Raw genomic sequence first — 12,853 nt, 5'->3', positions numbered from 1 at the left:
TGGCGAGCGTTAGCGAGTCGCGGTGATCGACTTCGGCCCGCGGCCCACCGCGACGACACCCGACTGCACGATCTCCCGGATCCCGTACGGCTCCAGCATCCGCAGCAGCGCATCGAGCTTGGACCGCGTCCCGGTCGCCTCGACGGTCAGCGCGTCGGGTGAGACGTCGATCACCTTGGCGCGGAACAGATTCACCGACTCGATGACCTGCGTCCGCACGCTCGCATCGGCGCGCACCTTCACCAGGATCAGCTCGCGGGCCACCGAGTTGTCGGCGTCCTGCTCGACGATCTTGATGACATTGACCAGCTTGTTCAGCTGCTTGGTGACCTGCTCGAGCGGCAGATCCTCCACCGTCACCACGATCGTCATGCGCGAGATCTCCGGGATCTCGGTGCCGCCGACCGCGAGGGACTCGATATTGAAGCCGCGGCGGGAGAACAGCGACGCCACGCGCGCCAGCACGCCCGGCTTGTCCTCCACGAGCACGCTCAGCGTGTGGGTCGTACTCATTCGTTCTCGCCCTTCTGTTCCCGCCCGTGCGCCATCGCCTCGTGGATGACGGACGGCTCGGCGGCCGCCTCGTCGTCGTCGAACAGCGGGCGGATGCCGCGCGCGGCCATGATCTCGTCGTTGGAGGTGCCGGCGGCGACCATCGGCCACACCTGCGCGTCCTTGCCCACGATGAAATCGATCACCACGGGGCGGTCGTTGATGGACTGCGCCTCGCGGATCGCGGCCTCCACGTCCTCCTCCTTCTCCACGCGAATGCCGTGGCAGCCAAGGGCTTCCGCCAGCTTCACGAAGTCGGGGATGCGCAGGGTGTGGGTGCCCAGGTCGGTGTTGGAGTAGCGCTTCTCGTAGAACAGCGTCTGCCACTGCCGGACCATGCCCAGGTTGCCGTTGTTGATCAGCGCGACCTTGATCGGCACGCCCTCGACGGCGCAGGTGGCCAGCTCCTGATTGGTCATCTGGAAGCAGCCGTCACCGTCGACCGCCCACACCTCTTTGTCCGGCGCGCCCATCTTGGCGCCCATCGCGGCCGGAACGGCGTAGCCCATGGTGCCCAGACCACCGGAATTCAGCCAGGTGCGCGGCTTTTCGTACTTGATGAACTGGGCGGCCCACATCTGGTGCTGGCCGACACCGGCGCAGTAGATGGCGTCCGGACCCGCGAGCTGGCCCAGCTTCTCGATGACGAATTCGGGCGACAGCGAACCGTCCGAGGGCGGATTCCAGCCCAGCGGGTAGCTCGTGCGGATGTTGTCCAGGTAGCTCCACCACTCCGAAAGTTCCAGCAGCGGAGCGCCCTTCGCGGCCGGGTCGGCCTTCAGGGTCTCGATCAGCTCGGCGATCACCTCGCGGCAGTCGCCCACGATCGGCACATCCGCGTGGCGGTTCTTGCCGATCTCGGCCGGGTCGATATCGGCGTGAATCACCTTGGCGTTCGGGGCGAACGAGTCGAGCTGTCCGGTGACGCGGTCGTCGAAGCGCGCGCCGAGGGTGATCAGCAGGTCCGACTTCTGCAGCGCCGCAACGGCTCCCACGGTGCCGTGCATGCCGGGCATGCCCATGTTGAGGGTGTGGCTGTCCGGGAACGCGCCGCGTGCCATCAGGGTGGTCACCACCGGAATGCCGGTCAGCTCGGCCAGTTCCAGCAGCTGGGCCGAGGCGTCGGCCTTGATGACGCCGCCGCCGACGTACAGCACGGGGGCCTTGGCGTCCATGATCATCCGGGCGGCCTCGCGCACCTGCTTACCGTGCGGCTTGGTCACCGGACGGTAGCCGGGCAGGTGCATCTCCGGCGGCCAGCTGAACAGGGTGTTCGCCTGCAGCACATCCTTGGGGATGTCGACCAGCACCGCGCCGGGGCGGCCGGTGGCGGCCAGGTGGAAGGCCTCGGCGATCGTGCGCGGGATGTCGATCGGGTCGTTGACCAGGAAGTTGTGCTTGGTGACCGGCATGGTGATGCCGGAGATGTCGGCCTCCTGGAAGGCGTCGGTGCCGATCAGGCTCCGGCCGACCTGGCCGGTGATGGCGACCAGCGGCACCGAGTCCATCTGGGCGTCGGCGATCGGGGTGACCAGGTTGGTCGCGCCCGGGCCGGAAGTGGCCATGCACACGCCGACCTTGCCGGTGGCCTGCGCGTAGCCGGTCGCCGCGTGACCGGCGCCCTGCTCGTGCCGGACCAGGACGTGACGCACCTTGGTGGAGTCGAAGAGCGGATCGTAGACCGGGAGTACCGCACCACCCGGAATGCCGAAGACCGTGTCGACGCCGAGCTCCTCGAGGGAGCGGACGACCGACTGCGCGCCGGTGACCCGCTCGGGCGGGATCTGGCGGCGGTTCGGGGCGGCAGTAGCCGCAGGTGTCGGCTGGGTAGCCGTGGGCGCGGGCCTGCGGGCACTGGGCCCGGGCCGAGCGGTAGGTGCGCTCACCGTCTTGATCCTTTACTGCTTGTCGTTCTTGCGGAACTGACCTGAACACAAAAAAGCCCCCGACAGCCAAGGCTGGTCGAGGGTGGCGCGTCGCAGCTGCGAGCTGAAGTAATCAGTCTCAGCGCTGGACGCGCCGGCCGATTACGAGGAGCTCGATTCGATTCACGCAAACGACGGTATGTGTGCGTGAGGCGTGGAGTCAAATTACTTGACATTGGCGTCCCATTATGTGAGACAGGGCGGTTATCTGTGTCCGTTCGCCATAATGCGAGGATGAGGGTGTGTCCTCGTCGCATCAGTCCGTGCCACCTGCTCGATCGTCCCACACCGCCGAGGCGGGAGCTGATACGGGTCGGGTGATCAGAATCCCCCGCCTGGTTCACATCGGGGTTTTCCTGCTGCTGTTCTGCGCGGCATTCCCGTTCTTCGGCTGGCCCCAGGTGATGTGGATTCTGTTCGCGATCCCAGCGGCGGCCGCGATCTGGGTCGAGCGGACCCGCACCACCGTGTCCGCGGCCGGGCTGGACCTGCGGACCTTCTTCGGCTCCCGGCATATCGACTGGTCACAGGTGCAGGGGGTGAGCATCCCGAAGCGGGGATATGTGCGCGCGCACCTCACGGACGGGTCCGAGGTGAAGCTCCCCGCCGTCGGCTACGACCGGTTGCGCGCCCTGATCGAGGCCTCCGGCGGCCGCATTCCCGACCCGTTCGCCGCGGCGGAAGAGGCGGCGGCGGCCAAGGCCGAGGCGGAGCGAGCCGAAGCGGAGCGGGCCGAGGATGTGTCGGAGAACACCGACGGCGAGAGCACCGAAAACACGACACCCGCCACTGAGGGGCCGGACATTACGGAGGGGCCGGACATTGCCGAGGCCGACACCGAGCCCACGTCCGAGTCCGGCAGCTGAGGGCGGACACATCGCCGCGCATGACGAACGGCTCTCCGCGCGGCCCGCGAACCAGCGCACTCCCACATAGACCGCATCGCAGCGGGCGCCCGCAGCGAGTCCTCTTCCATTCCGGCACCTGAACGATCGGGCACCTGAACGCGGATACATCACCCGCATCGGGACTGCCGACATTGCGGGTCAGCCGCGCACGCATCCGCGCGCAGCTAACCGGCCAGTAGTAGGTCGCGCGGCGAGGGAATACCGGCCGCGGTGTATACGCTGGTAGTGGTGCGCTCGCGTCCGGGACACGATCGACGCGCGGCGCAAACCACCCGCCCACCGGCGGTCCACCACCTCCTCACTCGGGAGTAACGTAAATAGGCCGTTCAGGCACTCGCTGTCGCTGAACAGCCCCCGCGACGAGATTCGAGGACCCAACACTCATGCCACCGCTTCGTTCACGCACCACCACGGCCGGACGCAATGCCGCAGGCGCACGCGCGCTGTGGCGGGCCACCGGCCTCACCGACTCCGACTTCGGCAAGCCGATCGTCGCCATCGCGAACTCGTACACCCAGTTCGTGCCGGGCCACGTGCACCTCAAGGACGTAGGCGAGATCGTGGCGGGCGCGGTGCGGGCCGCGGGTGGCGTGCCGCGCGAATTCCACACCATCGCCGTCGACGACGGCATCGCGATGGGCCACGGCGGCATGCTGTACTCGCTGCCCAGCCGCGAGATCATCGCCGATTCGGTGGAGTACATGGTCAACGCGCACACCGCCGACGCGCTGGTGTGCATCTCCAACTGCGACAAGATCACCCCGGGCATGCTGAACGCCGCGATGCGGCTGAACATCCCGGTCGTGTTCGTCTCGGGCGGGCCGATGGAGGCCGGTAAGGCCGTGGTCGTGGGCGGTGTCGCGCAGGCGCCGACCGACCTGATCACCGCGATCTCGGCCAGCGCGTCCCCCGATGTCGACGACGACGGCCTCACCGAGGTCGAGCGCAGCGCCTGCCCGACGTGCGGTTCGTGTTCGGGCATGTTCACCGCCAACTCGATGAACTGCCTGACCGAGGCGCTGGGTCTGGCCCTGCCCGGCAACGGCTCCACGCTGGCCACCCACGCGGCGCGCCGCGCGCTGTTCGAGCGGGCCGGAGCCGCGGTCGTCGAGATCGCGAATCGCTGGTACCGCGAGGACGACGCCTCGGTGCTGCCGCGAAACATCGCCAACGCCAAGGCATTCCGCAACGCGATGGCCCTGGACGTGGCGATGGGCGGCTCGACCAACACAGTGCTGCACACCCTGGCCGCCGCGCAGGAGGGCGAGATCGACTTCGATCTCGGCACCATCGACGAGATCTCGCGCCGGGTGCCCTGTCTGTCCAAGGTCTCCCCCAACTCCGATTACCACATGGAGGACGTGCACCGCGCCGGCGGCATCCCCGCCATCCTCGGCGAGCTGCGCCGCGGCGGACTGCTGGAGACCGACGTCACCTCCGTGCACACCCGCACCCTCGACGAGTGGCTGGACACCTGGGACATCCGCTCGGGCAAGGCCAGCGACGAGGCCGTCGAGCTCTTCCACGCCGCACCGGGCGGCGTGCGCACGACCGTGCCGTTCTCGACCGATAACCGCTGGTCCTCGCTGGACACCGATGCCGACAACGGCTGCATCCGCGATATCGCGCACGCCTACACCGTCGAGGGCGGGCTGTGCGTGCTGCGCGGCAATATCGCCCTGGACGGCGCGATCCTCAAGACCGCCGGCATCGACGAGGACCTGTTCACCTTCGAGGGCCCGGCCGTGGTGCTCGAATCCCAGGAGGACGCTGTCTCCGCGATTCTCGCCAAGAAGATCCAGCCGGGCGATGTGGTGGTGATCCGCTACGAGGGTCCTGCGGGCGGACCGGGCATGCAGGAGATGCTGCACCCCACCTCGTTCCTGAAGGGGTTGGGCCTGGGCAAGGTGTGTGCTCTGATCACCGATGGCCGCTTCTCCGGCGGCACCTCGGGCCTGTCCATCGGGCACATGTCCCCCGAGGCGGCCAGCGGCGGCGCCATCGGCCTGATCGAGAACGGTGACCGCATTCGTATCGACGTGCACACCCGCGCGCTCGAATTGCTGGTCTCCGACGAGGTTTTGGCCGAGCGCCGCGCGAAAATGGATGCGCGCGAGCGCCCGTGGCAGCCGGTCGCCCGGGATCGCACCGTTACCACCGCACTTCGGGCGTACGCGGCACTGGCGACCTCGGCCGACAAGGGCGCGGTTCGCCGGGTGCCCTGAGCAGACCCAGCAAGAAGGCCGGGGACTCGCGACGAGTCCCCGGCCTTCGGCGTCTGTCCGGCCGGATCGGGTCCACCGGCGAACCGCAGTAGCCGTCCTGGCAGGTCCCTACCTGGAGATCCCGTGGAACGGATTGCCGCCGTGCAGGTAGAACCAGCTCGCGGCGGCCGCGATCAGCGCCAGGACCAGCACCGCGAACGAACCGAACATCGGGCGGGTGGCCCAGCCGCGGTTGCGGTCGAAGGACAGGCGGCCCGGGCCGGTAAGGATCAGCACGGCGGCCAGGCCCGCGAGGATCGACTCCAGTTCCACTGTCTTGTACTGGAATCCGGAGGCCATCCCCTCCTTCCACAGCCACGCGTCGGTGATCGAGGCCAGCACGGCGCCCGCGGCCAGCGGCGTGGCCAAGCCCAGGATGATCAGGATGCCCCCGCCGACCTCGGAGACGGTGAGCAGCGACGCGGACAGCTCGACGTGCTTCCAGCCGCCGTGGGCCAGCATGTCGCGGGTGCCGCCGAGGCCCGGGCCGTGGAACCAGCCCGCCAGCTTCTGCAGGCCGTGATAGAGGAAGGTCAAGCCCAGGACCAGGCGCAGCCCCAGCAGGCCCAGATCCTGGGTGCCGCGCCGGGCATCGGCGCGCGGGCGACGCAGCCGAGCCGCGCCGTCGGGGGGCGTGGGGGCCGGGGGAATCGTGGCGAAGGCGTAGGTGGCCGCGACCGGATCGCCCGCGGGCGGGTCCTGCCTGGTCAGCTTTTCGGTTCGCGCCGCCGCGCCGTGCAAGTCGGGGGTCGCCGCGGGAACATCCGGGTCGAGGCCGAGTTCGTCGTCGGTGCGTGGAACATCCCTGCCGATGGTCTTCAGGGACGGGAACTCACCAGTGGGCGCGTCGTAGGGACTGCCCGCTGGCTGCCCGGGTGACATCGGCCCGGAGCGTACATTCGGCTTCTCGGTCACCCGAGAAGACTATGTCGGCACGACGGCCCGCGGGGTGTGTCCAGGCGGCGTGTCCGCGCCACGCGACCGGGCCGTGTCACCCCCTGCGAGCGCCCGCGTGGGTATTTCCGTAACGTCTTCGGCATGAGTTTGGTTGTCGCCGGCCGTGTCGCTGTGAGCGTGGTTGCCACCGCCGGTCTGCTGGCCGGGTGCGCCAGCTTCGACGATTCCGCGTCCAAACCGTTCACTCCCGCGCCGACGATCATCCCCGAGGGTTCGGGGCCGACCACCACGCCCAGCGTGCCGCCCTCGGCCGCGCGACGCCCCGCCGGACCGTGCGTCGACCCTGATCCGGCCGTCGTGGTGTCCTGCCTGGATACGACCGGCCAGCTCGCCGTCATGCCCGACGGGCAGCAGGCCGTGGTCCCCGAGCGCGTCACCGGACGAATCGTGAAGGTCGTCGCGGTGGATCCCAGTCAGGTGCCGCCGGCTCCGGCCGAGGTCGCCCGGCTCGACGTCGACGCCACGGGCGACGGCGGACTCAGCGATGTCACATTGTCGCCAACATATGCGCAGGACGGGCTGATGTACGCGTACATCACCACGCCGAGCGACAATCGGATCGTGCGCATCGGCGCGGGCGGCGTGCCGAAGCCGATTCTCACCGGAATCCCGAAGGGCCCCACCGGTAATCGCGGTTCCATCGACTTCGTCTCCCCCACCCAGATGGTGGTGATCACCAGCAATGCCGGCAACCCGGCGCTGGCCACCGACCCGAATTCGCTGGCGGGCAAGCTGTTCACCATCGACAGCCCGGCGCCGGGCAACGCGACGCCGAAGGTTATCGCCTCGGGCATCGGCGTCGCGGGCGGCGTGTGCCCGGATCACAAGGACACCATCTGGTTCACCGACCGCGTCGCCACCCAGGACCGGCTGCAGCGCATTGCCCCCGACGGCACGGTGACCACCGGCTGGACCTGGCCGGACCGGCCGGGAGTTTCGGGCTGCGCGGCCGCCGCCGACGGCGTCGCGGTCGCGCTGACCGGCGCCAAGGCCCTGGCCTTCGCGACCGCCGACCCGAACACCCACGCGATCACCACCCCGCCGACGCTGGTGGCGCAGAACAAATACGGCGCACTGAACGGCGCATCCCTGTCCCCGGACGGCTACGTATGGGTCGGCTCGGCCAACAAGCCCTCGGTCACGGGCCCCCTCGACGATCGCATCATCCGCATCCCACCGCCGAAGGGCGGCAGCAGCGGCAGCAAGGACTAGCCGAACCCGAAAACGACTGCGGCGCACCGATTCCGAACCGGTGCGCCGCAGTCGTTCTGTCAAAGGCCCGGGATGCGCGCACCGGGCGGGCATCCCGGGCCGACTAGCTCACGCCGCAGGCGGCAAGCACCAGCTCGCGCACGCGCGCCGCATCCGCCTGGCCGCGGGTGGCTTTCATGACGTCACCGACGACCTTGCCGGCGGCCTGGACCTTGCCCGACCGGATCTTCTCGGCGATGTCCGGGTTGGCGGCCAGGGCCTTGTCGACCTCGGCCTGCAGGGCCGAGTCGTCGGAGACCATGCCCAGGCCCTTGGCCTCGACGATGGCGCCGGGCTCGCCCTCGCCGGCCAGGACGAAGTCGACGACCTGCTTGGCGACCTTGCTGTTGATGGTCTTGGCCTCCACCAGGGCGGCGACCTCGGCGACCTGGCGCGGGGTGATGGGCAGTTCCTCGAGGGTCCGCTCGGACTCCTTGGCCTGCTCGGTGAGGTAGTTGACCCACCAGGCGCGCGCGGCGTCCACCGAGGCGCCCGCGTCGACGGTGGCGATGATCAGGTCCAGGGCGCCGGCGTTGATCAGATCGCGGAACACCTCGTCGGACAGGCCCCAGTCGGCCTGGATGCGGGCGCGGCGCAGCCACGGGTACTCGGGGATGGTGCCGCGCAGCTGCTCGATCCAGGCGGCGTCGGGGGCGATCGGCTCCAGGTCGGGCTCGGGGAAGTAGCGGTAGTCCTCCGCGGACTCCTTCGGGCGGCCGGGCGAGGTGGTGCCGTCGGTCTCGTGGAAGTGGCGGGTCTCCATGAGGATGCTGCCGCCCGCGGCGAGCACCGCGGCCTGGCGGCGCATCTCGAACCGCACCGCGACCTCGACGCTCTTGAGTGAGTTCACGTTCTTGGTTTCGGTGCGGGTGCCGAATTCGCTTGCGCCCTTGGGCATCAGCGAGACGTTCGCGTCGCAGCGCAGCGAGCCCTGCTCCATCTTCACATCGGAGACGCCGAGCGATTTCAGGACCTCGCGCAGCGCGGTGACGTACGCGCGGGCGACCTCGGGCGCGCGCTCGCCGGCGCCGGTGACCGGCTTGGTGACGATCTCGATCAGCGGCACACCGGCGCGGTTGTAGTCCAGCAGCGAGTGGCTCGCGCCGTGGATGCGGCCGGTGGCGCCGCCGACGTGCAGCGACTTGCCGGTGTCCTCCTCCATGTGGGCGCGCTCGATCTCGACGCGGAAGGTGGAGCCGTCGTCCAGCACGACGTCCAGGTGGCCGTTCACGGCGATCGGCTCGTCGTACTGGCTGATCTGGTAGTTCTTCGGCTGGTCCGGGTAGAAGTAGTTCTTGCGCGCGAAGCGGCCCCACGGGGCGATCGAGCAGTTCAGCGCCAGCCCGATGCGGATCGCCGACTCGACCGCCTTCTCGTTCACCACCGGCAGCGAGCCGGGCAGGCCCAGGCAGACCGGGCAGACCTGGGTATTCGGCTCCGCGCCGAACTCCGTCGGGCAGCCGCAGAACATCTTGGTCGCCGTGCCCAGCTCGACGTGGACCTCCATGCCCAGCACCGGCTCGAACCGGTCGACGACATCGGCATAGTCCATCAAGTCCACCGTGGGTGCAGTCATGCCGACAAGTCTAAGGACAGCCCCCGACTTCCTCGCCCCCGTCCCCCGTCCAGAGGGATGAAAGCCCTCACCCGCCCGAGCTCGGGTGAGGGCTCCCCTCCTGGGTTGCCGGTCAGTCCGCGGCTATCGCCTCGACGATCGGCATTCGAGCCGCGCGCACCGCGGGCGGTATGGATCCCACCAGCGCGAGGATCAGTGCGGCCGTGGCATAGACCAGCAGCATCGGGCTCGGGCTGTAGACCACCGGAATGGTCATGGCGCGTTCGAACGCGATGTCCGCAAGATACTGGAGTGCCCCGCCCACGGCCAGCCCGAGCAGCGCCCCGCACAGGCCGATACCCGCCGCCTCGGTCAGGACCGCACGCAGCAGGAAGCGGCGGCTGGTGCCCATCGCCCGCAGCACACCGAGCTCGCGACGGCGCTCGAGTACCGAGAGCATGAGCGTATTGAGCAGCGCCACGGTCGATACCAGCACCATGATCCACAGGATCGACGTGGACAGCGACGTGCCCTGCTCCACCCCGCGGGTCGTCGCGGCGAGCGCGCCGCGGCCGCTGTCGAGGTGCAGGCCCGCGGGCAGTGACCTGCGGATCAGATCCATTTCGGCGGCCGGGTTCACCCCCGGCGCGAAGCTCACCCCGAGAATGGTCTCCCCGGGCCGGTCGTACCACTGCCGCATCACGTCCAGGTCCAGCAGCACGGTTCCCACGATCGCCGAGAAGTACGGAACCACCTGCAGCACCCGAACGCGGTGCACGCCACTCGGAGTCGGCAGGTCCACCTCCGCCCCCTCCCGCACGCCCAGGGATCGGGCCACATCCCCGGACAAAACAATGCCCGCTCCGGACGCCATCAGATCCGGTACGCCAGGCTTCAGCTCATCGATCAGCCCGACCGGGTCCCCGCGCTCGTACGCCTGCAGCATCACCTGGCCGCGTCCGAGCGTGGCGAAGGCCATCTGCGCCGAGCCGATACCCGAAACACCCGGCAGCGCACCGATTTTCGCCTTCAGATCGGCGGGCAGCAGCGGCCCGGTGGGAAACTGCCCCATCGAGGTGGGACTGATGTAGGCGTCGCGGCGGGCCAGATCGGCGAAGGTCGCACTCGCCGAGTCGACCAGATTGCGCGAGGCGCCGCCCATCGCTACGACCGAGCTGATCCCCACCATGACGGTCATCACCGTCGCCCAGACCCGCTGCGGCGCACGCTCGACCGTGGTGGCGCCCAATGCCCCCGGCGCCCCGAAGATCCGGGCGATCGCCGCGGTTGCCCGGACGATCGGCCCGGTCGCGGCGAAGCACACGTGAAGTGCTCCGGTGACCGCCAGCGCGAGCGAGGCCATCGCGTACCGGCCGATGTCGGCGCCGGCGACGAAGACCGCCACGACGAGCATCGCGATGCCGATGATCAGTGCCGCCCACCGGAACAGCGGACTCACCAGATCGGATTTGGACACCCCGACCGGCGCCAGGGCCTCGATCGGCTCCACCTTGTAGACCTGGCGCGCGGCACTCGCGGCGGCCGCCATGCTGGCGACCACGCAGGCGGCGATCGCCACCGGGACAGCGTATCCCGGCACCATGTAGTCGGTGCGCGCCTGTACCGAGGCCACCATCGCCGGGGGAAGCTGATTGATCGCGAAGCGCCCCGCGAACGCCCCGACGACCGAACCGATTACACCGCCGAGCAGCCCCAGCAGCGCCGCCTCGGCGATCAGGTCGCGCACCATCGGCGCCCGCCGCCCGCCGATTGCCCGCAGCATCGAGAGCACCGGACGTCGTTGCGCCACGGCCATACTCATCGCGTTGTAGATCAGGAAGGCCGAGACGATCAGCGCGGCAACCGCGGCCATCGCGGTCGAGTAGCTCACCAGCTGGATGGCCCCGCCCGCCTGCGCGGCACGCAGCCCCGGATCGGCGACGACGGCGCGCCCGCCCACCACCTTCGTCAGTTCCGAACGCAGCTGTGTCACATCGGCGTCGGCGGCGGGCACGATCTCGATCGAGTCCAGCGAGCCGGCGCGATTCATGATCTGCTGTGCCATCGGCAATGTGGCCACGACGATGTGCCCGTCGTTGACCTGCCGGGACGTCGCGTCGTCGAGCACGCCCGCCACGGTGACCCGCGCCGCGCCGAGGGTGAACTGCTCACCCTTCGTGTAACCCGTTGCGGCGCCGACCAGGACGCCGTTGGGCACGGCGAGCATCGCGAACGCTTGACTGCCGATCGAACCGTTCAGGGAGCTGTCCAACTCCATGACGGTCGCGTCCGCGCCGATCACCAGGGTGTGATCGGCGCTCACCGGCGCCCGCAGCATCGGCACCGCCGCCGCCACCCCGGGCAACGCCCGGATCGGCTGCAGCAGTTGCTGATCGAATCCGCTGTCGGTGATGCCCGAGACCTCGAGCGCGGCCTTGCCGCCCAGCGCCTTGGACAGCTTGCCGACCGATCCGGTCACCGATCCGGAGATGCTCAGGACCGAGACCAGCAGCGTCGCCGATACCGCCAGCACGGTCAGCGACATCAGGGTGCGCCCGCGGTGCACGAAGAGTTCGCCGATATTGAACAGCCGCAAGCGATCCCAGGCCGCTCGCGGCGAAAATGCGGACGTTGTCACGGACGAACCGCCTGCGCCTCGGCGATACCGGATCGCACGGCGGCGGGCTCGGGCGCGTCGTCAGCGCTCAGGTCGTCGGGCGCGTGCGGCCCGGCATGGTCGTGCGCCGTCCGTCCGGCATGCTCCCCCGCCACGATCGAGCCGATTCGCCCGTCCCGCAGCGTGATAACCCGATCGCAGTAGTGTGCCGCGCCCATGTCGTGTGTCACCATCACCACCGAATTACCGGCCTCGGTGATCGAGCCGAGCAGTTCCAGAATCGCCGCGCCGGTCTTGGAATCGAGATTTCCGGTGGGCTCGTCGGCCAGGATCAGCGGCGGATCCATGATCAGCGCCCGCGCCACCGCGACCCGCTGCATCTGCCCGCCGGACAGCTCGGCCGGGCGGTGCTCGGCCCGATCGGCCAGGCCGACGAGCTCGAGCAGTTCCAGCGCGCGCGGTTTGGCCTTGCGTAATCCGGTGCCGTCCAACAGCTTCGGGATGGCGACGTTCTCCCATGCGGTCAGCGTGGGCAGCAGGTTGAAGAACTGGAACACGAAACCGACTCGGTGCCGCCGGAATTCGGACTGCCGGTCGTCGCCCAGACCGCCGATCTCCTCGCCCTGGAAGAGGATCGATCCCGAATCGGGAGAATCCAGCGCGCCCAGCAGATGCAGGAGCGTGGATTTTCCCGATCCGGACGGACCGACGATCGAGGCGAACTCACCCGCGCCGATACTCAGGCTGATGCCGTCCAGGGCGCGCACACGCTGCTGCCCCACCCGGTATTCCTTCACGACGTCGGTCAGTTCCAACATTCAGTG

Annotated in this window: 9 protein-coding genes; 3 read left to right on the top strand and 6 right to left on the bottom strand. The window is 69.2% G+C overall.

Going from position 1 to position 12,853, the window contains the following annotated elements; translation table 11 throughout:
* Positions 1 to 9: 9 nt before the first annotated feature.
* Positions 10 to 513: an acetolactate synthase small subunit gene (ilvN, locus tag KO481_RS19640; protein ID WP_215918640.1), complete on the bottom strand. Its 504-nt coding sequence runs from the start codon at positions 511 to 513 to the stop codon at positions 10 to 12.
* The gene (locus tag KO481_RS19635; RefSeq protein ID WP_215918639.1) at positions 510 to 2,438 is read right to left on the bottom strand and encodes an acetolactate synthase large subunit; all 1,929 of its coding nucleotides are present in this window, start codon (positions 2,436 to 2,438) and stop codon (positions 510 to 512) included. Before KO481_RS19635 ends, ilvN begins: the two co-directional genes overlap by 4 nt.
* A 356-nt stretch (positions 2,439 to 2,794) precedes the next feature.
* On the opposite strand from KO481_RS19635, the gene KO481_RS19630 reads away from it, so the two are divergent.
* On the top strand, positions 2,795 to 3,343 hold the full coding sequence (locus KO481_RS19630) for a PH domain-containing protein (protein WP_215918638.1): 549 nt from the start codon (positions 2,795 to 2,797) through the stop codon (positions 3,341 to 3,343).
* 425 nt (positions 3,344 to 3,768) lie between these two features.
* Entirely contained in the window at positions 3,769 to 5,610 is a 1,842-nt protein-coding gene (gene ilvD / locus KO481_RS19625; RefSeq protein ID WP_215918637.1) for a dihydroxy-acid dehydratase, read from the top strand.
* 108 nt (positions 5,611 to 5,718) lie between these two features.
* Here ilvD and KO481_RS19620 read toward each other — a convergent pair whose 3' ends face one another.
* Positions 5,719 to 6,531 carry a DoxX family protein gene (locus KO481_RS19620; protein ID WP_215918636.1) on the bottom strand — a complete coding sequence of 271 codons (813 nt, stop codon included), beginning with the start codon at positions 6,529 to 6,531 and terminating at the stop codon, positions 5,719 to 5,721.
* Positions 6,532 to 6,687: 156 nt separating this feature from the next.
* Between KO481_RS19620 and KO481_RS19615 the strand changes: the two genes are divergently transcribed.
* On the top strand, positions 6,688 to 7,818 hold the full coding sequence (locus KO481_RS19615) for a PQQ-dependent sugar dehydrogenase (protein WP_215918635.1): 1,131 nt from the start codon (positions 6,688 to 6,690) through the stop codon (positions 7,816 to 7,818).
* Positions 7,819 to 7,921: 103 nt separating this feature from the next.
* Here the strand turns inward: KO481_RS19615 and gatB are convergent, their stop codons facing one another.
* The 3 genes from gatB to KO481_RS19600 all read right to left on the bottom strand — a co-directional run bounded on the left by gatB (position 7,922) and on the right by KO481_RS19600 (position 12,847).
* Positions 7,922 to 9,433 (bottom strand): Asp-tRNA(Asn)/Glu-tRNA(Gln) amidotransferase subunit GatB, encoded by a 1,512-nt coding sequence (gatB, locus tag KO481_RS19610; RefSeq protein WP_215918634.1) that lies wholly within the window; start codon positions 9,431 to 9,433, stop codon positions 7,922 to 7,924.
* 112 nt (positions 9,434 to 9,545) lie between these two features.
* Positions 9,546 to 12,050 (bottom strand): ABC transporter permease, encoded by a 2,505-nt coding sequence (locus KO481_RS19605; RefSeq protein ID WP_308166693.1) that lies wholly within the window; start codon positions 12,048 to 12,050, stop codon positions 9,546 to 9,548.
* A complete protein-coding gene (locus KO481_RS19600) occupies positions 12,047 to 12,847 on the bottom strand; it encodes an ABC transporter ATP-binding protein (protein ID WP_215918633.1) in 801 nt (266 codons plus the stop codon). The genes KO481_RS19605 and KO481_RS19600 overlap by 4 nt, the downstream gene beginning before the upstream one ends.
* Positions 12,848 to 12,853 lie beyond the last annotated feature (6 nt).

It is taken from the genome of Nocardia albiluteola (assembly GCF_018860155.1).
In the GTDB taxonomy this organism is placed as follows: Bacteria; Actinomycetota; Actinomycetes; order Mycobacteriales; family Mycobacteriaceae; genus Nocardia; species Nocardia albiluteola.
The sequence above is the reverse complement of the archived record's forward strand: the minus strand, read 5'-3'. Positions and strand labels throughout refer to the sequence as shown.